Origin of the sequence: Thermus aquaticus, from assembly GCF_001280255.1 — a bacterium.
Lineage (GTDB): Bacteria > Deinococcota > Deinococci > Deinococcales > Thermaceae > Thermus > Thermus aquaticus.
Genome location: NZ_LHCI01000106.1, coordinates 683192 through 703274, shown reverse-complemented (window position 1 = coordinate 703274; position 20083 = coordinate 683192). Strand labels below are relative to the sequence as shown.

The following is a 20083-nucleotide window of genomic DNA, read 5'->3' as shown; positions in this document are numbered from 1 at the left end:
TCAAAGTCGCGGGCGTGGGAGCCCGGCAACATAGGCGGTAGGACCTCCCTCAGAGGGCAAGATACATGCAACATAGGGTGGCCAAGTCGGAGTTGTGGAAGGGCTTTTCTGGGGCCCCCACCGCGGCTTTTGCCGCGGTGGGGTACTTAGCGCCTCTTCTTGCCGCCCTTCTTGCCCTTGCTACCGCCAAAGCCCCCCGTGCTCCTGAGGAAGCTCTTCAGCTTGTTTTCAAACTCGGGGCCTTGCTTGGGCAGACGCCTGGGCCTGGGGGGCGGACCCCCTTCGGGGGCCGGGGTCAGGTCCTTGATGGAAAGGTCCAGGCGGCCCTTGGGGTCGCGGCCCTTCACCATGACCTGCACGATGTCCCCCTCGTTGAGGAAGTCCCGGACGTTCCGCACAAACTCGTGGGCGATCTGGGAGATGTGCACCAGACCCTGCTCGCCGCCCGGCAGCTCCACGAAGGCGCCAAAGTCCGTTACCCGCACCACGCGGCCCTCTACGATGCTTCCCGCTTCTATCTCCACTTTCCCTCTCCTCGCGCAGGACCTGCCCGCGATGTCCCCACTATAGCACAAGGGGCCGGACCGAAGAAGCGTCAAGGGAGGCCAAAAGCTCGGCGAAGCTCTGGCCCAAAAGGGGGTGCCGCCCCTCGGGGAGGAGGTCCAGAAGGGGCACCAGGACGAAGGCCCTCTCGTGGAGGCGGGGATGGGGCACGCTAAGGCCCGCCTCTTCCAGGACCAGATCCCCGTAAAGGAGGAGGTCCAGGTCCAAGGTCCTAGGGCCCCACCGCTCCCGCCTTTCCCGTCCCAGGGCCTTTTCTACGCGAAGCATCTCGGCAAGGAGCCCCTTGGGGGAAAGCGCCGTTTCCAGCTCGGCCACCATGTTGAGGTAAGGGGGCTGGGGCGGGCCCACGGGGTCGGTCTCGTAGACGGGGGAAAGCCGGAGGAGGCGGGTCTCGGGCAGCCGAGAGAGGGCGGAAAGCCCCAGGAGAAGGTAGGCCGCCCGGTCCCCCAGGTTGCTCCCTAGGCCCACGTAGGCCTTCACGGCGCCTCGAGGAGCCGCACCAGCTCCCGCACCTCCCGGGCCCGGTCCTTGGGCACCACCAGGACCTCGTCCCCCACCTTGGCCACCACCAGGCCAGAGACCCCCAGGGTGGCCACCGTGCCCCGGTCGGCGTAGACCACGCAGCCAAAGGTGTCCAAAGCCACGTGCCGCCCCTCTCCCAGGCACACGTTCTCCCGTTCGTCCTGGGCGAAGACCCGCTCCAGGGCCCGCCAGTTGCCCACGTCGTCCCAGGGGAAGCGGCCCAGGACCACCCTCAAGGCCTCCGCCTTCTCCATCACCCCGTAGTCTATGGAGATCTTGGGAAGCGCCCCATACACCCCTTCCAGGGGCTCCCCCCGGAGGAGGCGCGTGAGGCCCTCAGCGTGGCTCGGCAGGTGGCGGCGGAAGAGCTCGGCCATGGTGCTGGGGGTGAAGGCGAAGACCCCTCCGTTCCACACGTACCCCCCCTTCAGGTACTCCAGGGCCTTGGCGTAGGAGGGCTTCTCCACGAAGCCCTCCCCCCGGTACCAGAGGCCCTCCTTGGGCCCCAGGCGGATGTAGCCGTACTCCGTCTCCGGGCGGGTGGGCCTGAGGCCCAGGGCCACCACATACCCCTCCTCCGCCGCCTCCAGCATGGCCGCAAGGGCCTCGCGGTAGGCCTCCTCGTCCCCCACGTAGTGGTCGGCGGGGAGAACCAGAAGGCGGTCCGCCCCCTCCCTCAGGGCGGCGGCCACCCCGAGGAGCACCGCTCCCGCCGTGTCCCGCCCCAGGGGCTCGAGGAGGAGCCGGACCCCGTCGGCGTAGGGGCGGGCCACCGCCTCCTGGTCCTTCCGGACGATGAGGAGCGTGTTCTCCTTGGGCACCAGGGGGGCGATGCGCTCCAGGGTGGCCTCCAGCAGGGTCTTGCCGTTCAGGAGGGGCAGGAAGGGCTTGGGGAGGTCCTCCCGGGAGAGGGGCCAAAGCCTCTCCCCCCGCCCTCCCGCCATGACCAGGGCATAGGCCTTCACGATCCCACCACCTTTCGGTAAAGCTCCAGGTAGTCCCTGGCCATCCGCTCCCGGGAGAACCGGGCCTCGGCGTAGAGGCGGATGGCCTTGCGGTCCAGGGCCTTAAGCCGCTCCAGGTAGTCCAGGGCCTCCTCCCAGCCCTCCACCAAAAACCCCGTCTCCCCGTGGCGCACCGTTTCGGGCAGGGCCCCCAGGGGCCTGGCCAGGACGGGGACCCCGCTCATCATAGCCTCCACGGGGGCGAGGCCGAAGGGCTCCTTGAAGTTCACGAAGTGGAGGAGGGCGATGGCCCCCGCAAGAAGCTCGCCCCGGGCCTCGGGGTCCACGGGCCCCAGGAACTCCACCCCCTCTCCCAGCAGGGGGGCCACCTGGTCCCGGAAGTAGGCCTCGTCCTGAATGGGGCCGGCGATCTTCAGGGGAAGCCTGGCCCTCCGGGCGAAGAGGATGGCCTCCCGGATCCCCTTGTCGGGATGGATGCGGGAGAGGACGAGGAGGTGCTTCCCCCCTTCCCCAAGGGGATAGCGCCCCGGGTCCACCCCGTGGGGGACCACGCCCAGGTAGGGAAGGCCCGGGTCCTTGTCGGCCTCGGAGATGGCCACGTAGTGGACGTGGGGGAGGGCAGCGTAGCGGCGGTAGACCTTCTTGATCCTCTCGCCGGAAAAGCCGTGGATGGTGGTGAGGACCGGGACCCGCACGAAGGGGGTGAAGTAGAGGGGCATGAAGTCGTAGTGGTTGTGGAGAAGGTCAAACTCCCCCGCCTCCTCCATGGCGCGGGCGATGTGGAGGAACTCCTCCACCTTCCAGTCCGCCTCCTTGTCCTCCCAGAGGGGCTTCCTCGCGGTGCAGCGCAGGGGGGCCCGGGTCTTGGAGTCGCAGGTGGCGTAGAGGACCACCTCCACCCCGAGGTCCAGAAGGGCCTCGGTGAGGTCAAAGACCACCTGTTCCCAGGGACCGTAGCGCCTGGGGGGGACGCGCCAGGCGATGGGGGCCAGCATGGCCACCCTCATGGGGCCTCCTCCCGGGGAAAGGGCCCCTGCACCAGGGCCTGCCAGGCGAGCAGGTAGGAGAGGAGGGCCTCGGCTCCGCGGTTGCGGTTGGGGCCTTGCGGCGTCAGGCCGTCCATGGGACCAAAGGCGTCCACCAGGGGAACCCCGAGGCGGTTGCGCCCGTGGAACCAGAGGAAGGCGAGCTCGGCCTTGGGCCTCTCCCCCACCCGGAGGTAGAAGCTCACCGCCGCCTTGGCCTCTATGGGCTGCTGGTCAAAGAGGGGCTTGGCCTCCCCGGGCGACATGAAGGCGTTGCCCACGGGATCAAAGAAAGGGGCGCCTTCCCCAGAGAAATACACCCGGTCCAGAAGGCCCTGGGCCCGACGGACGAGCCCCAAGGCCTCCCTGTCGCCGAAGGCCCGGGCGTAGGCCCACAGGGCCTCGAGGAGTCGGTAGTTGGCGTAGGTGAGGGGGCCGGGAAAGGGCCAGGAGGCCTCGGCCTGGGCGAAGGCCTGGCGGAGCCGCCTCCCGAGGAGGTGGGCGAGTTCGCGAAAGGGCTCCTCCCGGAGGGCCAGGAGGCCCAGAAGGGCGTAGGCCTGCGCCCTCGGCGCGCAAAGACGCTCGGCCGCCCCAAGGGCCCGCTCCAGGGCGAAGCGGGCCGTTTCCCGGAGGTCGGGGTCCAGGCCGAGGCTGGCCGCGGCCAGGGCCAGGATGGCCCGGCCGGTGGGGTCCTCCGCCTCCCCCTCGTCCTCAAACCGCCCCTCCGGGCTCAAGCCGTTGCGGAAGCGGCCGTCCTGCCTCTGCATGTAGAGGAGGAAGGCCAGGTAGGTCCGGACCAGGGCCGGGTCCCGGGTGCCCGGGGGGAGGAGGGCCAGGTAGAGGAGGGCGCGGGCGTTGTCGTCGGTGGTGTACCCCTCCTCCAGAAGGGGGAGGCCCCCCCGGGCGTGCTCCAGGAGGCCGCGGGCGTCGGTGCGGGCCCTAAGCCACTCCAGGCCGAACACCGCCCACCTCCGAAAGCAGCCTCCGGTAGGCCCGGGCCACCCGGGGCCAGGTGGCCTCCCGGGCGTAGGCGTAGGCCCGCGCCTCCATCTCCTTAAGCCGGAAGGGGCTTTCCGAAAGCTCCAGGATGGCCTGGGCCCAGGCCTCGGGATCGGGGGACAGGAGGATCCCCCGACCCCCGGCCAGGGCGTGGCGGGCGTGCCAGAAGGGCGTGGCGAGCACCGCCTTGCCCAGGGCCAGAGCGTAGGAGAGGGTGCCGGAGGAGACCTGCTCCAGGTTGGGGTACGGGAGGAGGAAGAGGTCCGCCGCCCCCACCAGGCGGTAGAGCTCCTCCTCGGGGAGGTACCCCTCCTTGAGGAGGAAGGCCCGGGCCACGCCGAGCCTCTCGGCCAGGGCCAGGAGCTCCTCCAGGTACCGCTTTCCCTCCCGGCGCTCCAGGTTGGGGTGGAGGCTCCCCGCCACCAGGTAGCGCACTCTCGGGTTCTGGCCCAAAACCCGAGGCAGGGCCTTCAGGACGAGCTCTATCCCCTTCCCCGGCCCCAGGAGGCCGTGGGTCAGGAGGAGGAAGGCCCCCTCCAGGCCCAGGGCCCGCTTCAGGGCCTCCTTGTCGGGCCTCGGGAGGTCCGGCACCCCGTGGGGGATGTGGACCACGGGGGCCCGCACCCCAAGCCCCCGTAGGAAGGCCTCCCCCTCGGGGTGAAGGCTCACCAGGGCCGAGGCCCCCGCCCCGATCTCCCTTAGGAGGCCCTGCATAAAGGCGGCGTCCTCCTGGGTCAGGCCCGGCGGCGGGGCCTGGAAAAGGGTGTGGAGGACCACCACCTTGACCCCGTTCACCTGAAGGAAGTCCAAAAACCACTCCCCCCACCGGCCCCCGTAGAGCCCGTACTCGTGCTGCAGGATCCAGGGCCTGGGGGCGGGGAGGGCGCGGTAGGCCCGCCGCCTGTCCTTGGGCACCACCCAGCGCACCTCCTGGGGGAAGGGCAGGCCCCGGTCGGCCTCCTCCGCCACGACGGCCACCTGGGCGGGCAGGCCGGCCTCGAGGAGGGCCCGCCGCAGGTCGCGGTTGAAGGTGGCGATCCCGCAGCGGATGGGAGGGTACGTGCCGATTAGGGTCAGCATCCTCCACCTCCTTGCCCCCCACGGGGGCTCTCCTTGCTATTATAACCCAAACTTGAGCGTACTAAAGAGAACTTTTCTCCAATGTTCAAGCTCAAGCTTGGGCAGGCCGCCCGCCAAGGACTCCCACACTCGGGTCCACCGCGCTAAGGCCGAAAAAGGCCTGGCCCCGGGCCCGGGAGAGGAGGGCAAGAAGCGCCACCCACCTTGGCAGGGTCCCATGCTACGCGGGTTGACACCCCGGGGCAATCCCCCTAGCCTTAGGGGGATGGGGCTCCGGGGCAAAGCCTGAAGGGGCCCGGGAAGCGGTGCTTCCCGGGCAGGCCCCGGGGCTTTTCTTTAGGGGAGGTGCCAGGTGGAACGCGCGGTGAAGGAAGACTGGCGGGCCCTCTTGGAGGCGGAGAAGACCTTGGACACCGGGGTCTACACCAAGCACGACCTCCTCATCGTCCGGGGCCAGGGAGCCCGGGTCTGGGACGCCGAGGGGAACGAGTACATAGACTGCGTGGGCGGGTATGGGGTGGCCAACCTGGGCCACGGCAACCCCGAGGTGGTGGAGGCGGTGAAGCGCCAGGCGGAGACCCTCATGGTCATGCCCCAGACCCTCCCCACCCCCGCCCGAGGGGAGTTTTACCGGACCTTGGTCTCCCTGCTCCCTCCCGAGCTCAACCGGGTCTTCCCGGTGAACTCCGGCACCGAGGCCAACGAGGCCGCCCTCAAGTTCGCCCGGGCCCACACGGGCAGGAAGAAGTTCGTGGCCGCCATGCGGGGCTTCTCGGGGAGGACCATGGGGAGCCTCTCCGTCACCTGGGAGCCCAAGTACCGGGAGCCTTTCCTGCCCCTGGTGGGGCCCGTGGAGTTCATCCCCTACAACGACGTGGAGGCCCTAAGGCGGGCCGTGGACGAGGAGACGGCGGCGGTGATCCTGGAGCCTGTCCAGGGGGAAGGGGGCGTGCGCCCGGCCAAGCCGGAGTTCTTGCAGGCCGCCCGGGAGATCACCAGGGAGAAGGGGGCCCTCCTCATCCTGGACGAGATCCAGACCGGTATGGGCCGCACGGGCCGGCGCTTTGCCTTTGAGCACTACGGCGTGGTCCCCGACATCCTGACCCTGGCCAAGGCCCTGGGGGGTGGGGTTCCCATCGGGGCCGTCGTGATGCGGAAGGAGGTAGCGGAGAGCATGCCCAAAGGGGGGCACGGCACCACCTTCGGGGGCAACCCCCTGGCCATGGCGGCGGGCGTGGCCGCCATCCGCTACCTGGAGAGGACCAGGCTCTGGGAAAGGGCGGCGGAGCTCGGCCCCTGGTTCATGGAGAAGCTAAGGGAAATCCCTTCCCCCAAAATCCGGGAGGTGCGGGGCCTGGGGCTCATGGTGGGCCTGGAGCTCAAGGAAAAGTCCGCCCCCTACATCCAGAAGCTGGAAAAGGAGCACCGCATCCTCACCCTGCAGGCCGGCCCCACGGTGATCCGCTTCCTGCCCCCCCTGGTCATCGACCGGGAGGACCTGGAGCGGGTGGTGGAGGCGGTACGGGCGGTCCTCACGGAATGAGCATGGGCACCCTGGACCCGGTGAAGTTTTTGCAGGGGGCCCTGGAGATCCCCTCCCCCTCGGGCGAGGAGCGCCTTTTGGCCGAGTACCTGGCGGAGGGGATAGAGAAGCTCGGGATGAGGGCCTTTGTGGACGAGGCCGACAACGCCCGGGGGCAGGTGGGCCACGGCCCCCTTCAGGTGGTCCTCCTGGGGCACATAGACACCGTGCCCGGCGTGATCCCGGTGCGCCTCATAGAGGGGAAGCTCTTCGGCCGGGGGGCGGTGGACGCCAAGGGCCCCTTCGTGGCCATGATCTTCGCCGCCGCTGGCCTGTCCGAGAGGGCCCTCAGCCGCCTCACCGTCCACCTGGTGGGGGCCACGGAGGAGGAGGTGCCCAGCTCCAAGGGGGCCCGCTTCGTGGCGGGGCGGCTTAAGCCCGACTACGTGGTGATCGGCGAGCCCTCGGGCTGGGAGGGCATCACCCTAGGCTACAAGGGAAGGCTCCTCGTCAAGGTGCGGCGGGAGAAGGACCACTTCCACTCCGCCCACCACGAGCCCAACGCCGCCGAGGAGCTCATCAGCTACTTCGTGGCCATCAAGGCCTGGGCCGAGGCCATGAACGTGGGCCAGAGGCCCTTTGACCAGGTCCAGTACACCCTGCGGGACTTCAAGGTCCACCCGGCCGAGCTCAAGCAGGTGGCGGAGATGTTCTTTGACCTCAGGCTCCCCCCCAGGCTTCCCCCAGAGGAGGCCATCCGCCACCTCACTGCCTACGCCCCGCCCACCCTGGAGCTGGAGTTCTTCGGCCGGGAAGTCCCCTACCTGGGGCCCAAGGACACCCCCCTGACCCGGGCCCTCCGCCAGGGCATCCGCAAGGCGGGGGGGAGGCCGGTCTTCAAGCTGAAGACCGGCACCAGCGACATGAACGTCCTGGCCCCTCACTGGCCGGTGCCCATGGTGGCCTACGGACCCGGGGACTCGGCCCTGGACCACACCCCCCACGAGCACCTAGAGGTGGAGGAGTTTCTGAAGAGCATCACCGCTCTAAGGGAGGCCCTCGAGGCCCTGGCGGAAATGGGCGCCAAGGGCTGAGGACCTGGGCTAAACTGGGGGCGTGGTTCCCTTTTGGCTCTTTTTTATCGCCTCGCTGGTATTCCTCGCCCTATTCCCCCCCACCGCCCCCTGGAGCGAGCGCTTCCTCACGCCCCTGGTGGCCGTGGGAGGCGGGGCCTACCTCCTCCGGAGGGGGTCTTTGGGCTTCGGCTTAGGCCTCCTCTTCTTTGGTTTGGGAGACCTTTTTTGGGCCTTTGCGGACCTCCGGCGCCTCCCCCGGGGGCTTTACCTGGAGTTCCCCTACCTCATCGGCTACGCCGCCTTCACCCTGGCTCTCCTCCGGATCCCGGGCAGGCCCCCCAGGCTCGCCCTGGCCCTCCTGCCCCTGGGCCTTCTGGGCCTCGCCACCGCCTTCCAGCCCGAGCTGGGCATAGACCGGATCTACGCCGTCTGGGACGCCGCGCTTCTCGTGCTCCTCCTCCCCCGCCTCGAGGCCCTTTTTGTAGAGGGCCTGGACCCGAGGCGGGCCCTCCTCGGGGTGGGAGTCCTTCTCTTCCTCGTAGCGGACATGGCCTACGCTTACCTGGAGGCGGACGGGGGCTACCCCACGGGCCACCCCCTCCACCTCCTCTGGACCCTGGGGTATCTCTTCGTGGCCCTGGGGGTGGGCCTGGCGGAGAGGTTCCCCTCCCCCTTTTTGCCCCAGGCCCTGGCCCTGGGAGGGCTTTTCCTCACCCCCACCCTGATCATGCTGGACCCAAGCCCCTTGGGCGTGCGCCTCCTCGTCCTCTACGGGGGGCTGGTGGGGGCTCTTGGCCTCCTTTACGCCCTCCACCTGGACTGGCGGCGGGCCTTGGAGCGGGGACGGCGCTGGACCCGCTTCCTGGAGGCCCTGGCCCGGCTTTCGCCCCGGGTCACCCAGACCCTGAGCCCGGAAGGGGTCCTCCTCCAGGCCCTGGAGGCGGCCCGGGAGCTTATGCCGGAGGTGGTGGGCCTGGAGGTGCGAAGCCGCCGGGGCCTGGTGGGCGAGCGGGCCTCCCACAGCCTCCCCATCCCCCTCAACGGCGACACCGCCTACCTGCACCTGAAGGCGCCCCCCAAGGAGGGGGTCCCCCCGGGCTTTCTTGGCCTCCTGGGGGAGAGAATCCGCCAGGTGCTCAAGCAGGTGGAGTGGAGCGCCCTGGCCCTCACCGACCCCCTCACAGGGCTTTTGAACCGGCGGGGCCTGGAGCTGGAGCTTCCCAAGCTGGTGGCCCTGGCCAGGCGCCACGGGGCCCCGGTCAGCGTCGTCATGATGGACATTGACCGCTTCAAGTGGGTCAACGACACCTACGGCCACCCCGTGGGGGACGAGGTCCTGAGGCGCCTGGGGCAGATCGTCAAGGCCAGCGTGCGCCGGGAGGACCTAGCGGTGCGCTACGGGGGGGAGGAGTTCCTCCTCTTCCTCTACGGGGCCGACCGCCAAGCGGCCAAGGAGGTGGTGGAGCGGATCCGGAGCCGCTTCCGAACGGAAAAGATCCCCCCCATCCCCTACCCCCTCACCCTGTCGGCGGGGATCGCCGGGGGCGAGGTCCCGGAGGGCGAGGCGGTGGTGGAGGAGTGGATCCTGAAGGCGGACTACGCCCTCCTCCGGGCCAAGGAAACGGGCCGGGACCGGGTCACGCTGGCCTGATACCACCCCATGCTGGCCTTAGCCAGCATGGGGGCCCCAAAAGGAACCAGCGCCTTCGTCGCCATCTGCCACCTCCTGGGTACGGGTACCTCGTACCCCTAAGCCCAGGATGCGCCCACCCTCCTCCTGGGGGTAGGTGCCAATGCCCCGGCCCTAGGGCTGGCGGAGGCGGCTTATGAAGAGGAGGCCGAGGCCCAAAAAGCCCAGGACCTCCCCCAGGCCCACCCCCCGGCCCAGGGCGGGGAGGAGGTACCAGGCCAGGTGAAAGAGGCGGAAGAAGGCGACCCAGAGCGCCGCGGGCAGGAGGTAGCGGGCCTCCCGCTTGGGCAGGTCGGTGAGGAGGTAGAGGAAGGGGAGGAAGAAGCCCCCCACCACCCAGAAGGCGGCCAATCCGTCCCAGGGGGGCCTCAGGCGCCTGAGGTAGAACTCCACCTCGTGGGGCAGGTCCGCCCCCCAGATGATGATGAGGGTGGTGGCCTCCACGTAGATCCAGATGATGGAGAGGGCCAGGAGGAGGTTGGTGTGGCTCTGGGCCTGGCCCATAAGGGCGGGGGTGCCCCGGCGGGCGGCCAGGGCCACGGCCACGGCCAGGGCCAGCAAAGCGGCGGAGAGGAGGAAGATGGCCCCAAAGGAGGCGGAGTAGAAGTGGGCCTCGAGGCTCTTAAAGAGGTCGTAGGCCAAAAAGGTACCGGCGGCGAAGGCTAGGGGCAGGCCCCAGGCCCCCACCTCCGCCCGGTGCTCCCCGGGCTTGAGCTTGAGGAGGACCCAGGCGAACAGGGTGAAGAAGAGGACGTAGCGCAACAGCATGAAGGGGGCGTTCAGGTAAGGGGCCCGGTGGGCCAGGATGGGGTCGGCCGTGGCCCCGGGGCGGGCCCAGGGGAAAAGCTCCGGCAGGAAGAAAAAGAAGGGCAGGCCCAGAAGGCCCATCAGGGGGAGGAGGCGGGCCAGGGAGTAGAGGTAGGGCTCCAGGGGCAGGCCCCAGCGGCTGGTGAGGGCGTTGTGCAGGAGGAGGACGAGAAGGGCCCCCAAGGAGAGGAGGAGGAAGAAGGCGAAGGGGAAGTAGGCCGCCGCGGGGCCGAAGAGGAAGGCGAGGGTGTAGAGGCCGAGGCCGAAGAGAAGGGGCCAGGACGGGGTCAGCTCAATGGACCTCTGCATTGACTACCTCCGGGGGGCAGGCCTCCAGGAGGAGGCACTGCTTGATGTAGCGGGCGATGAGCCAGCGCTCCCTTTCGGGGATGCGGCTCTTGTAGGAGAGCATGCGGCCAAAGCCGTTGGTGGCGGCGAAGTAGAAGTACCCCTCGGGCTGGTCCCGCACCGCCTGGAAGGAGCGGGGCTTGGGCATCCCCAGGGGGATCACCCGGCCATCCCCCTCTCCCTTGGCCCCGTGGCAGATGGCGCAGAAGCTCTGGTAGAGGACCTTTCCCCGAAGGAGGTCCGCCTCGGTGAAGGCGTAGGTGCTCTCGGCGAAGCCCCCTTCGGGGCGGAGGCCGGTCCTGGCCACCAGGTCCAGGTTGTCGCCGAAGCGGACCCGCTCCTCGGCCACGGCCACCGGCAGGGGGGAGTCCCGGAAGGCCTTGACCTTGGGCTGGTCCCACATCCAGCCGCAGGCGGAAAGGAGGGGAAGAAGGAGGAAGAAGAGGCTACGCACGGCGCACCTCCTCCACCTCCGCCCCCAGGGACTCCAGAAGGGCCCGGGTGGCCTCCAGGTCAAACCGGGGGTCGGAGGCGTAAACAAAAAGGCCGTACTGGTCCAGAAGGACCCGGACGTAGCCGGGGGCCCGGACGGCGGGGTGGTCGGCCAGGGGCAGGCCGTTTTGGTAGAGGAGATAGAGGAAGATGCCCACGGTGATGGTGAGGATGGTGAGCTCAAAGGTGACGGGGATGAAGGCGGGCCAGCCCAGAAGGGGTTTGCCGCTGGCGTTCATGGGGTAGTCCAGGGTGGTGTAGACCTGGAGGAAAAGGGCCAGCCCCGCCCCCAAGACCCCCAGGGCGAAGGCCACCCAGGGGATCCGCCCGTCCCCGCCGAGAAGCCTCTCCACCCCCTCCACCGGGTTGGGGGTGAGGGCCTCCATCCGGCGGTAGCCCGCCTCCTTCAGGGCCCCTATGGCCTTCAAAAGCTTCTCGGGCGCGTCAAAGTAGGCCATGAGTCCGTAGAGCATACCCGCCTCCTAGTGCTTCCTCAGCTTGTGGAAGAGGTGGACCATCTCCGCCACGGCGATGGGAGGGAAGATGCGGATGAAAAGGGCCAGGCCGAAGAGGAAGAAGCCGATGGTCCCCAGGTACAAGGCCCAGTCCACCCAGGTGGGGTAGTAAAGGTGGGCGTTCCCCGGCAGGAAGTCCTTGGAGAGGCTAATGACTACGATCACAAAGCGCTCCAGCCACATGCCCACGTTGGCCAGGATGGAGAAGATGAAGAGCCAGGTGAGGTTTTTGCGGAAGCGGGGGAACCAGAGGGTCTGGAGGAGGACCACGTTGATGAGCATCATGGCCCAGTAGTAGGGGGCGTAGGGACCGGTCATGCGCCAAAGCTGCTGGGCCCACTCATGGGGCTCGCCCGAGTACCAGGCGATGAAGATCTCCAGGAGGTAGATGTAGGCCACCCCGAGGCCGCTGGCCAGGGTCACCTTGGCCATCCAGTCCAGGTGCCTCTCGGTGATGACCCCCTCGAGGCGGTACCACTTCCGCAAGGGGATGATGAGGGTGAGGGCCATGGCGAAGCCCGAATAAATGGCCCCGGCGGCGAAGAAGGGGGGGAAGACCGTGAGGTGCCACCCCGGGACCAGGCCGTAGGCGAAGTCCATGCTGACCACGGAGTGGACGGAGATGACCACCGGGGTGGCGAGGCCCGCGAGGAGGACGTAGACCGCCCGGTAGCGCTGCCAGTGGACCGCGTTCCCCGTCCAGCCCAGGGAGAGCCAGCCGTAAAGCTTCCTCCGCCAGCCCTGGCTCCGCTCCCGAAGGAGGGCCAGGTCGGGGATCAGGCCCAGGTAGAGGAAGAGGGTGGAGATGGTGAGGTAGGTCATGATGGCCAGCACGTCCCAGGAGAGGGGGCTTTTGTACTGGGGCCAGAGGGCCAAGTGGGTGGGGTAGGGGAAGACCCAGTAGAAGTTCTGGGGCCGGCCCATGTGGATCAGGGGGTAGGTGGCCGCCGCCAGCACGGCGAAGAGGGTCATGGCCTCGGTGACCCGGTTCAGGGAGTCCCGCCAGTTCTGGCGCATGAGGACCAGGATGGCGCTGATCAGGGTCCCGGCGTGGCCGATGCCGATCCACCAGACGAAGTGGACGATGTCAAAGCCCCAGGCCACGGGCTGGTTGATGCCCCAGGTGCCCAGGCCCCTCACGAAGGTGACGAAGATGGCGTAGAGCCAGACCAGGGTCAGGAGGCCCCCCACGGCCAGAACCACCCTCCAGGGCCTGGGGGGAGGCTTCTCCACGGGCTCCAAGAGCTTTTCCACCAGGGTCTTTTCCGTCCACTCCCCCTGGATCAGGTCGTGGTCGGGATGGGGCTTATCCGCCATGCTCCGCCTCCTTGAGCTTGGGGTTCTTGTTCTTCAGGTGGGCCAGGTAGGTGGTCCGGGGCCAGGTGTTGGCCTCCTCCAGAAGGGCGTAGTGCCGCCCCTCCTGCCGGTGAGCCTGGATGGGGTCCTCGGGGTCCAGGAGGTCCCCGAAGTGGATGGCCTTCCCCGGGCAGACCTCTTGGCAGGCGGTCTTGATCTCCCCGGGGCGGATCTTCCGCCCCTCCACCGCCGCCTGGGCCCGGGCCTCTTCTATCCGCTGGACGCAGTAGGTGCACTTCTCCATGACCCCGCGGCTACGGACCGTGACCTCGGGGTTCATGAGGAGGGCCAGGGGGCTCTCCTTGGCCCGCCTGGGGTCCCCCTGGCCGATGAAGGCCTCGGCGTAGGGGAAGAAGTTGAAGCGCCGGGCCTTGTAGGGGCAGTTGGCGGAGCAGTACTTGGTGCCCACGCAACGGTTGTAGACCATGAGGTTCAGGCCCTCGGTGGAGTGCTCGGTGGCGGCCACCGGGCAGACCGCCTCGCAGGGGGCCTTCTCGCAGTGCTGGCACATGACGGGCTGGTGCAAAACCCCTTCCTCGGCGAAGTAGCGGTCTATGCGGATCCAGTGCATCTCCCGCCCCTTGGCCACCTCCTCCTTGCCCACCACGGGGATGTTGTTCTCAATCTGGCAGGCCAGGGTGCAGAGGCCGCACCCCACGCACCGGGAAAGGTCCACGCTCATGGCCCAGGCGTGCTCCCCCTGGGGCCAGGGGGGGTAGAAGGAGAGGCGCTTCTCCTCCTTGGGCTTGGCCTTCAGGGCCTCCTCTTCCGCCAGGACCTTCACCGCCTCCACCTCGCCCAGGTAGCCGTGGTACTGGGTGGAGACCAGGGGGTAGTCCCGGCCCGTGGCGGCCACCTCGGCGGGGAAGGCAACCCCCTCGGGGTGGAAAAAGTGGGAAAGGGGGGCCAAAAGGCTCCCCTTGGCCAGACCCGGCAGGGGCCAGAGGGGAAGGAGGGCCTCCCGGCCCCCGGCCTTCACCCTGAGGAGAGGCCTCCTGGGGTCCGCCCGGCGCTCCCGGGCCCGGACCTCCGCCAAAAGGCCCAGGGCCTCCGCCTCCTCCTCCCCCATAAGGAGGGCCCCGTCCCAGACCAGGCGGGTAAGGGGCCGGGGAAGCTCCTGGAGGTAGGGGTTTTCCCGGTAGCGCCCATCGTAGAGGCTGGCGTCGGGACGGAGGGTGAGCTCCAGGGGGGCCTCCTGCCTCAAGGGGGGGAGGCGGCCTTCCAGGCCGGGTTTGGGGGCGAGGGCCAGAGGCCTCGCCTCCTCCAGGGGGCGCCCCTCGGCCAGGGCCCGCTTCTCCTCGGGGGTGAGGGCGGGGAGGTCCTCCCCGAGAAGTCCCGCCAGAACCTCCTCCAGGCTCCTGCCCCCGTAGAGGGGCTTGACCAGGGCCTGGGCGGGCCAGAGGCGGCCTAGGGCGTCCCGGTACTGCCCGCCCGCCTCGAGGGGGTGGGCCAGGGGGAGGCTGAAGGGCGCCTCCTTGGGGTAGAGGCCCAGGTAGGCGGCGAAGCCCTTGCCCTTCAGGTCCGGCAGGGGCCCCTCGGCCGCCCACACCAGGCGCTCGGCCCTTTCCGCCTCCAGGAAGGCCCCGGGCGTGGCCGCCTCCTTCTCCAGGGGAGGCACGTAGCGCACCGGGGCCCCCAGCCTGGCGTTCACCGCCATGGCCAGGGCCTGGGCGGCGGGGGTGAGGTGGACCCCAGGGAGGAGGAGGCCGCCCCGCAGGAGGTCCTCCACCAGGGCGGGGAGGAAGCCCCCATAGGAGGAGGTGGGGCTTCCTGGGAGGACGCCCAGGGCCTTGGCCAGGTCCAGGAGGAAGGCCTCTAGGGCGCTGGGCTTCAGGGCCAGGCGGTGGTCGGCCATGGCCCCCAAAAGGCCCGCCCCGCTTTCCACGGCGTAGATGCGGTTCATGGGAGGGATGCGCCTCCCACTTAAGGCGGCCCACCAGAGGTAGCCCGCCGGGTGCTCGTGGAGGTCCACGTCCAGGAGGAGGACCACCTCGGCCTTCTCCGGGGCGTAGACGGGCCAGGCCCTCTGGCCGAAGAGGATCTCCGCCCCCCGGTAGACGTTTTCCAGGCTCCAGGCCTCAAACCGGGCCACCTTCAGGTTGGGGTAGCGGGCCTGGGCCCTTTCCAGAAGGCCCTCGAGGCGGGGCGAGGCTAGGCGGGGAAGGACCAGGAGGGTCTCCCCTTCCCCCAGGGCCTTGCGCCAGGCGGCCAAGAAGCCCTCCCAGTCCGGGGCCTTCCCCTTGCGATCCGGGTCGTAGAGGGCGTAGAGGCCTGCCAGGGGGTAGGGGCTCATGGCGGCCTCGAGGGGGGCCAGGAAGAGGGGCCTTTCCTGGTAGTGGCGCACCAAAACCGGCTCGGCCAAGCCGGCGTGGGGCACGGCGGTGACGAACTCCGCCCTCCCCCCCTCCACCACCCACTCGGGCTGGCGCACGTAGGGTACCCCCTGGCGCCGCACCACCGGGGTGCAGGCGGCCAGGGTGAGGAGCCCCAGGGCCAAAAACCCCCTCCGGCTCACGGGGCCGAAGGGGAACTCCTCCCGGAAGAGCTCCTTTTCCAGAGATTCTCCGTATCCGCGCTCGGGCATCGCTCCTCCTAGCGGTGGCAGGTGTTGCAGCTGGTCAGGGCCTCGGCCGAGCGGATGGCGTAGGCCTCCTTGAGCTTCTTGCCGAGCTCAGGGTCAGGCTCATAGGCCATGTTGAAGACCTGCTCCCTGGGCCTCAGGTGGGCCTCGGGGTTGCGGTGGCAGGAGAGGCAGAACTTCATGGTGAAGGCCTGGGGCTGGTAGACCACGGTCATCTGGTCCACCCGGCCGTGGCACTCGGCGCACCCCACCCCCTTGGCCACGTGGGCCCCGTGGTGGAAGTAGACGAAGTCGGGGAGGTTGATGACCCGGTTCCAGCGGATGGGCTCCCCGGTCTCCCAGCTCTTGCGCACCAGGGCCAGGTTGGGGCTGTCGGCCTTGATAAAGGTGTGGCAGGTCATGCAGGTCTCGGTGGGGGGAAGCCCCGCGTAGGCCGCCCTCTCCACGGAAGGGTGGCAGTAGCGGCAGGAAAGGCCAAGCCCACCGGCGTGAAAGGCGTGGCTGAAGGGGACGGGCTGGTCCACAGGTAAGGTCCTTTGCTCAAAGGCCCCCACCGCCACCCCGGAGAAGACCACCAGCAAAAGGGCGAAGATCCCCAGCACTGTGCCCCAGAAGAGGGTCTTGACCCAGCGGTTTCGTCGCCGCATACCACCTCCGGTCTTAAGGGCTAAGGCTACGGGAGAGGTCCTACGAGTTCCATCAAGGGCCCGGGGAGATCCATAAGCGGAAGGGCGCTCTCCATGCCTACCCCTTAGCGCGTGCTTTTCACGGGTACCATAGCGCAAAGTCCAAGGGACAAATGTCCCGAAGGCGCACCTTGACAAGGGGAGGGCTTTTGCTAAACTGAAGCTTGCGCCTAAGGCGCGCCCTGCCGGGATGGTGGAACTGGTAGACACGCCATCTTGAGGGGGTGGTGCCCGCAAGGGCGTGCGGGTTCAAGTCCCGCTCCCGGCACCAGAAGGCCCTGCGGGGCCTTTTTCCTTTATGCGGCTTCTCCTTGAGCGCACCCTAAAGGCCCTCGAGGACACCCGGGCCCTGGCCCGGGAGGTCCTCCCCCTCCTGCCCCGGGGGGCGGTGGTGGCCCTGGAAGGCCCCCTGGGGGCAGGCAAGACCACCTTCGTCCGCTTCCTGGCCGAGGCCTTGGGCTTCCCGGGCCGGGTCACCAGCCCCACCTACACCCTCATCCACACCTACCCCACCCCGGAGGGCCCCCTGGTCCACGCCGACCTCTACCGCCTGAAAGACCCCAAGGCCCTCCTGCCCCACCTCCTGGCCGCCCAGGAAGAAGCCCGCCTCACCCTGGTGGAGTGGGGCAGGCCCGAGGACCTGGAAGCGGACTTCCTCCTCCGCCTCACCCCCCAGGGGGAAGCCCGGCAGGCGGAGCTATGGGAGCTCCACCCCGGCCAACAGGAGGGCGTCTAAAAGGGCCTCCCGCCCCGCCCGCCCGGCGAAGAAGGCCACCACCCTGGCCCCCTGGTCCACCACAAAGGTCCAGGGCTGGCCCGGCACCTTAAAGCGGGCCGCCACCTCGTGGGGCTTATCCTTGGCCGAGGCCAGAAGGGGGATGAAGCGAGGGTAGGCCTTCATGTAGGTGAGGACCAGCTCCTTGGTGTCCTTGGGCTCGCGGCTGATGACGTAAAAGGGCACCTTGGTCTCCTCGGCCACTTTGTGGAGCCCGGGAAACTCGGCCTTGCACACCGGGCACCAGCTGGCCCAGAAGACGATGACGGCGGGCTTTTTCATGGTGTCCCGGGTGATAGGCTTCCCCGCCGGGTCCAGAAGGGCGAAGTCGGGGATGCGCTCCCCTAGGCCCACCGCCTGGGCCAGGCCCAAGAGAAAGAGTAGAGCCAAAGGCCAGATTTTCCTCATAAGGCCATTCTGCACCCCGGGAGGCGGGGGTGTGTAAACCGCCTTACCTTGGCCGCTTGAGCCGCCTCAGGTCGTGGTCGGGCCAGATGCCGTCCGCCACCAGGTGGAGCCACTGGGAGAGGTAGTAGCCCAGCAGGCCAAAAAGGAGCACCTCCTTGGGCAGAGGAGGAAGGGCCAGGGCAAGCGAGGCCCCCATAAAGGCGGCCACCCCCTTCAGGAGGCCATAGAGGAGGAAGAGGAGAAGGAGAAGGTAGCCCAGACGGGTCAGGGGGCCGAGAATCCAGGTGTGGGAGAGGCCCCGGTGGCGGAAGAGCCAGCCGTAAGGCCGCCAGAGGGCCCCCAGGACCCCCCAGCGCCCCTGGGCCCGCACCCCCTTTTCCGCCAGGTCCAGGTCCGGGGAGAGGAGAAAGGTGCCCGCCAGGTAGCCCAGGAGGAAGGCCAGGGCCCTGGGCTCTTCCGGCGAGCCCCCCTGGGCCAGGTAAAGGGCCCCGCCCAGACCCAAAAGGGTCAGGTTGATGGCCTCGTGCGTCCGCCCCGAGGGCATGCTCCCATGCTACAGGACGGGCAGGGGAAAGCGCTCCCCCGCCGAGAGGACGTCCACCCGAAGCCCCCGGACCCCCCGGCCCGTGAACTCGGCCCCGCCGGCGTCCACCAGGGTCACCCCGCCCGCCCAGACCTCCCCCAGGCCCTTAAGGAGGCGCAAGGCGGTGTTTTCCAGAAGCCCCAGGCCCACCAGGTCGGGGTTGTCGGCCACCAGCTGGGAAAGGGCCAGAAACCGCCCCCGCTCCTCCACCCGGGGCAGAAGGGCCAGGCCCCGGAGGAGGGAAAGGCCCAAGGCGGCCCGCACCTGGCCCTCGAGGGGGTAGAAGGCGGCTTCCCCCAGAAGGCCCCCGGCCTCACCCAGGGCCACCACCCCACCCCCCTGGCGGTGCACCCAGAGGAGGGCCTCCAGGACCAGACTCCCCCGGATGAGGTCCAAGAACTCCGGCAGGCCCTCGGCGGCCAGGAGGACCAGGGGGCTTTCCGCCACCTCCCGGGCCACGTCCTGGTCAAAGGCCTCTTCCCGCCGCCTAAGGTACAGGACCCGGCCCCGCTTGAGGCCCAGGCTCCCCCAGGCCAGCCGCCAGGCCTCCGCCAGATCCCGCAAGGGGTAGGGCACCAGGAAAAGAGCCTCCCCCCGGGCCTCCTCCAGGAGCCTAGCCTCCACGGCCCGCAAGGACCCCCGTAAAGGATCGGCGGTGAGGAAGGCGAAGAAGCCCTGCCGCATACCTCCTCCTTACCTTTAGGGTAGCCGCTTCCTCATGAAAGGAAAAGGGCGCTGTGGTAAACTTGGGGGCGTGGCCGCGATGGTGTCCCTTCCGGGGGCCTTGCCCAAGGGCAAACGCGAGGCCATCCTTCAGGCCACTCTGGAAGTTCTCCGGGAAAAGGGCCTTTCCGGCCTGAAGATGGAGGACGTGGCCCGCAAGGCCGAGGTGGGGAAGGGAACCATCTACCTCTACTTCCGCGACAAGAAGGACCTCCTGAAAACCCTGGTGGAGGAGCGAACCTGGGCCTTCTACCGGGAGGTGGAGGAGATCGTGCGCCTGCGGGCGCCTTTTTTTGTGCGGCTGGAGCGCCTTCTGCAAAAGCGCCTGGCCTGGATCGCGGAGTGGAGGGGGCTCTGGGCGGCCGTGGCCCGGGAGGCCATGGCGGACCCCACCCCTTGGCTCAAGGGGCTTCACCAGCACTACCTGGACCTTCTGGAGGAGCTGGTGAAAAGCGGCCAGGAGGAGGGGGCGGTGCGCCCCGAGCTTTCGCCCAAGGCCACGGCCGCGGTGATGGCCGCCTTGGGGTGCAACCCCCAGCTGGAGGTGGAGGCGTATTTGGAGCACCTCCTTTTGGTGCTCCGGAAAGGAGTGGCGCCGTGAAAGAGTTCCGTCCCGGCGACAAGGTGGTCTTGCCCCCTTATGGGGTCGGCGTGGTGGCGGGCATAGCCCAGAGGAGCATAAGCGGCGTGAGCCGGGCCTACTACCAGGTGGACTTCCCCGGCTCCCGCTCCAAGGCCTACGTGCCCGTGGAGGCCCCCCAGAGCGTAGGCATGCGCAAGGCCCTCTCCCCCGAGGAGGTCCCGGTGATTCTGGACCTCCTTAAAAACGGCCGCATGCCCCTTCCCAAGCAGTGGGCCGCCCGGCACCGCAAGACTAGCGAGATCCTGGCGGACGGAAACCCTTACCGCATCGCCCAGATGGCGGGCCAGCTGAGGGCCTGGGAGCTGGAGCGGGGCCTGCCGGACCTGGACCGCCAGGCCCTGAGGCGGGCCATCTGCCTCCTGGCGGAGGAGGTGTCCCAGACCCTGGAGATCACGGTGCAGGAGGCCAAGCGCCTCTTTGAGGAGGCCTGGGGGGAGGAGCTGAACTAAAGCCCCCGCCGCTGGGCCCCAGAAAAGCCCTTCCAAAGCCCCGGCTTGGGCACCCCATGTTGCGAAACCAAAGCGCGGGCACCTAGGAGGCTGTCGTAAAAGGGTGGTATCCTTGAAGGGTGCCTCTTAGACGATGTTACCCCAGCGACCTAACCGACGAGGAGTGGGGCCTCCTGGAGCCCCTCATCCCCGCCCCCAAGCCCGGCGGCCGGCCTGCCAAGGTGTCCAGAAGAGAGATCATGAACGTCATCCTTTACGTCCTGAAGAACGGCAT

General features: G+C 68.8%; 22 protein-coding genes and 1 tRNA gene. 8 read left to right on the top strand and 15 right to left on the bottom strand.

The genetic code is table 11. The features are described from left to right. Nucleotides 1-146 precede the first annotated feature (146 nt). Genes BVI061214_RS04835 through BVI061214_RS04810 form a run of 6 tightly spaced genes read right to left on the bottom strand, consistent with a single transcriptional unit; the run spans nucleotide 147 to nucleotide 5155 of the window. Nucleotides 147-524: an RNA-binding protein S1 gene (locus BVI061214_RS04835; RefSeq protein ID WP_053767494.1), complete on the bottom strand. Its 378-nt coding sequence runs from the start codon at nucleotides 522-524 to the stop codon at nucleotides 147-149. Nucleotides 525-564: 40 nt separating this feature from the next. After that, nucleotides 565-1044, bottom strand: coding sequence for a 2-amino-4-hydroxy-6-hydroxymethyldihydropteridine diphosphokinase (folK, locus tag BVI061214_RS04830; protein ID WP_003043530.1), 480 nt, complete (start codon nucleotides 1042-1044; stop codon nucleotides 565-567). After that, entirely contained in the window at nucleotides 1041-2051 is a 1011-nt protein-coding gene (locus BVI061214_RS04825; RefSeq protein WP_053767493.1) for a mannose-1-phosphate guanylyltransferase, read from the bottom strand. Before BVI061214_RS04825 ends, folK begins: the two co-directional genes overlap by 4 nt. After that, nucleotides 2048-3058 (bottom strand): glycosyltransferase family 4 protein, encoded by a 1011-nt coding sequence (locus tag BVI061214_RS04820; RefSeq protein ID WP_053767492.1) that lies wholly within the window; start codon nucleotides 3056-3058, stop codon nucleotides 2048-2050. Before BVI061214_RS04820 ends, BVI061214_RS04825 begins: the two co-directional genes overlap by 4 nt. Then, the gene (locus BVI061214_RS04815) at nucleotides 3055-4038 is read right to left on the bottom strand and encodes a hypothetical protein (RefSeq protein WP_053767491.1); all 984 of its coding nucleotides are present in this window, start codon (nucleotides 4036-4038) and stop codon (nucleotides 3055-3057) included. Before BVI061214_RS04815 ends, BVI061214_RS04820 begins: the two co-directional genes overlap by 4 nt. Continuing rightward, nucleotides 4016-5155, bottom strand: coding sequence for a glycosyltransferase family 4 protein (locus BVI061214_RS04810; protein ID WP_053767490.1), 1140 nt, complete (start codon nucleotides 5153-5155; stop codon nucleotides 4016-4018). Before BVI061214_RS04810 ends, BVI061214_RS04815 begins: the two co-directional genes overlap by 23 nt. Before the next feature lie 352 nt (nucleotides 5156-5507). On the opposite strand from BVI061214_RS04810, the gene lysJ reads away from it, so the two are divergent. From lysJ to BVI061214_RS04795, 3 genes are read left to right on the top strand one after another with little or no spacing between them, the layout of a single operon-like run. Beyond that, nucleotides 5508-6698 carry a [LysW]-aminoadipate semialdehyde transaminase LysJ gene (gene lysJ / locus BVI061214_RS04805; RefSeq protein WP_053767489.1) on the top strand — a complete coding sequence of 397 codons (1191 nt, stop codon included), beginning with the start codon at nucleotides 5508-5510 and terminating at the stop codon, nucleotides 6696-6698. Then, nucleotides 6695-7771: a [LysW]-lysine hydrolase gene (locus BVI061214_RS04800; protein WP_053767488.1), complete on the top strand. Its 1077-nt coding sequence runs from the start codon at nucleotides 6695-6697 to the stop codon at nucleotides 7769-7771. Before lysJ ends, BVI061214_RS04800 begins: the two co-directional genes overlap by 4 nt. A gap of 22 nt (nucleotides 7772-7793) precedes the next feature. Beyond that, entirely contained in the window at nucleotides 7794-9404 is a 1611-nt protein-coding gene (locus BVI061214_RS04795) for a GGDEF domain-containing protein (protein ID WP_053767487.1), read from the top strand. Nucleotides 9405-9557: 153 nt separating this feature from the next. Here BVI061214_RS04795 and BVI061214_RS04790 read toward each other — a convergent pair whose 3' ends face one another. Genes BVI061214_RS04790 through BVI061214_RS04765 form a run of 6 tightly spaced genes read right to left on the bottom strand, consistent with a single transcriptional unit; the run spans nucleotide 9558 to nucleotide 16189 of the window. Then, the gene (locus tag BVI061214_RS04790) at nucleotides 9558-10559 is read right to left on the bottom strand and encodes a hypothetical protein (RefSeq protein ID WP_053767486.1); all 1002 of its coding nucleotides are present in this window, start codon (nucleotides 10557-10559) and stop codon (nucleotides 9558-9560) included. Further along, on the bottom strand, nucleotides 10543-11052 hold the full coding sequence (locus tag BVI061214_RS04785) for a c-type cytochrome (protein ID WP_231623746.1): 510 nt from the start codon (nucleotides 11050-11052) through the stop codon (nucleotides 10543-10545). Before BVI061214_RS04785 ends, BVI061214_RS04790 begins: the two co-directional genes overlap by 17 nt. After that, complete coding sequence (locus BVI061214_RS04780; RefSeq protein ID WP_003043501.1) at nucleotides 11045-11563, bottom strand: DUF3341 domain-containing protein; 519 nt, start codon at nucleotides 11561-11563, stop codon at nucleotides 11045-11047. Before BVI061214_RS04780 ends, BVI061214_RS04785 begins: the two co-directional genes overlap by 8 nt. 9 nt (nucleotides 11564-11572) lie before the next feature. After that, the gene (nrfD, locus tag BVI061214_RS04775) at nucleotides 11573-12922 is read right to left on the bottom strand and encodes an NrfD/PsrC family molybdoenzyme membrane anchor subunit (protein WP_053767485.1); all 1350 of its coding nucleotides are present in this window, start codon (nucleotides 12920-12922) and stop codon (nucleotides 11573-11575) included. After that, nucleotides 12912-15545 (bottom strand): 4Fe-4S dicluster domain-containing protein, encoded by a 2634-nt coding sequence (locus BVI061214_RS04770; protein ID WP_053767484.1) that lies wholly within the window; start codon nucleotides 15543-15545, stop codon nucleotides 12912-12914. The genes nrfD and BVI061214_RS04770 overlap by 11 nt, the downstream gene beginning before the upstream one ends. An 8-nt stretch (nucleotides 15546-15553) precedes the next feature. Next, entirely contained in the window at nucleotides 15554-16189 is a 636-nt protein-coding gene (locus BVI061214_RS04765; protein WP_053767483.1) for a cytochrome c3 family protein, read from the bottom strand. Nucleotides 16190-16412: 223 nt separating this feature from the next. Here BVI061214_RS04765 and BVI061214_RS04760 point away from each other — a divergent pair. Together BVI061214_RS04760 and tsaE are read left to right on the top strand one after the other, a co-directional pair. Next, a tRNA-Leu gene (locus tag BVI061214_RS04760) sits at nucleotides 16413-16499 on the top strand. Nucleotides 16500-16526: 27 nt separating this feature from the next. Next, a complete protein-coding gene (gene tsaE, locus BVI061214_RS04755; RefSeq protein ID WP_053767482.1) occupies nucleotides 16527-16964 on the top strand; it encodes a tRNA (adenosine(37)-N6)-threonylcarbamoyltransferase complex ATPase subunit type 1 TsaE in 438 nt (145 codons plus the stop codon). Here tsaE and BVI061214_RS04750 read toward each other — a convergent pair. Genes BVI061214_RS04750 through BVI061214_RS04740 form a run of 3 tightly spaced genes read right to left on the bottom strand, consistent with a single transcriptional unit; the run spans nucleotide 16926 to nucleotide 18678 of the window. Then, nucleotides 16926-17411, bottom strand: coding sequence for a TlpA family protein disulfide reductase (locus tag BVI061214_RS04750; RefSeq protein WP_053767481.1), 486 nt, complete (start codon nucleotides 17409-17411; stop codon nucleotides 16926-16928). The two genes, tsaE and BVI061214_RS04750, sit on opposite strands and share 39 nt — an antisense overlap. 43 nt (nucleotides 17412-17454) lie before the next feature. After that, on the bottom strand, nucleotides 17455-17955 hold the full coding sequence (locus tag BVI061214_RS04745; RefSeq protein WP_003043487.1) for a metal-binding protein: 501 nt from the start codon (nucleotides 17953-17955) through the stop codon (nucleotides 17455-17457). Between the two features lie 9 nt (nucleotides 17956-17964). Beyond that, a complete protein-coding gene (locus BVI061214_RS04740; RefSeq protein ID WP_003043485.1) occupies nucleotides 17965-18678 on the bottom strand; it encodes a type 1 glutamine amidotransferase family protein in 714 nt (237 codons plus the stop codon). 79 nt (nucleotides 18679-18757) lie between these two features. Here BVI061214_RS04740 and BVI061214_RS04735 point away from each other — a divergent pair, with 79 nt between their 5' ends. The 3 genes from BVI061214_RS04735 to BVI061214_RS04725 all read left to right on the top strand — a co-directional run. Further along, nucleotides 18758-19318: a TetR/AcrR family transcriptional regulator gene (locus BVI061214_RS04735; protein ID WP_003043483.1), complete on the top strand. Its 561-nt coding sequence runs from the start codon at nucleotides 18758-18760 to the stop codon at nucleotides 19316-19318. After that, nucleotides 19315-19809, top strand: coding sequence for a CarD family transcriptional regulator (locus BVI061214_RS04730; RefSeq protein WP_003043481.1), 495 nt, complete (start codon nucleotides 19315-19317; stop codon nucleotides 19807-19809). The genes BVI061214_RS04735 and BVI061214_RS04730 overlap by 4 nt, the downstream gene beginning before the upstream one ends. A gap of 119 nt (nucleotides 19810-19928) precedes the next feature. Further along, nucleotides 19929-20083 (top strand): transposase (locus tag BVI061214_RS04725; protein WP_156303293.1); only part of this gene is annotated, 155 nt, incomplete at its 3' end.

Excerpts from the sequence above, each read along its gene's own strand:
- BVI061214_RS04765 (WP_053767483.1), bottom strand. The coding sequence starts at position 16,189 with ATGCGGCGACGAAACCGCTGGGTCAAGACCCTCTTCTGGGGCACAGTG.
- BVI061214_RS04790 (WP_053767486.1), bottom strand. The coding sequence starts at position 10,559 with ATGCAGAGGTCCATTGAGCTGACCCCGTCCTGGCCCCTTCTCTTCGGC.
- BVI061214_RS04735 (WP_003043483.1), top strand. The coding sequence starts at position 18,758 with ATGGTGTCCCTTCCGGGGGCCTTGCCCAAGGGCAAACGCGAGGCCATC.
- tsaE (WP_053767482.1), top strand. The coding sequence starts at position 16,527 with ATGCGGCTTCTCCTTGAGCGCACCCTAAAGGCCCTCGAGGACACCCGG.
- BVI061214_RS04750 (WP_053767481.1), bottom strand. The coding sequence starts at position 17,411 with ATGAGGAAAATCTGGCCTTTGGCTCTACTCTTTCTCTTGGGCCTGGCC.
- BVI061214_RS04780 (WP_003043501.1), bottom strand. The coding sequence starts at position 11,563 with ATGCTCTACGGACTCATGGCCTACTTTGACGCGCCCGAGAAGCTTTTG.
- BVI061214_RS04800 (WP_053767488.1), top strand. The coding sequence starts at position 6,695 with ATGAGCATGGGCACCCTGGACCCGGTGAAGTTTTTGCAGGGGGCCCTG.
- BVI061214_RS04770 (WP_053767484.1), bottom strand. The coding sequence starts at position 15,545 with ATGCCCGAGCGCGGATACGGAGAATCTCTGGAAAAGGAGCTCTTCCGG.
- BVI061214_RS04740 (WP_003043485.1), bottom strand. The coding sequence starts at position 18,678 with ATGCGGCAGGGCTTCTTCGCCTTCCTCACCGCCGATCCTTTACGGGGG.
- BVI061214_RS04745 (WP_003043487.1), bottom strand. The coding sequence starts at position 17,955 with ATGCCCTCGGGGCGGACGCACGAGGCCATCAACCTGACCCTTTTGGGT.
- nrfD (WP_053767485.1), bottom strand. The coding sequence starts at position 12,922 with ATGGCGGATAAGCCCCATCCCGACCACGACCTGATCCAGGGGGAGTGG.
- BVI061214_RS04820 (WP_053767492.1), bottom strand. The coding sequence starts at position 3,058 with ATGAGGGTGGCCATGCTGGCCCCCATCGCCTGGCGCGTCCCCCCCAGG.
- BVI061214_RS04810 (WP_053767490.1), bottom strand. The coding sequence starts at position 5,155 with ATGCTGACCCTAATCGGCACGTACCCTCCCATCCGCTGCGGGATCGCC.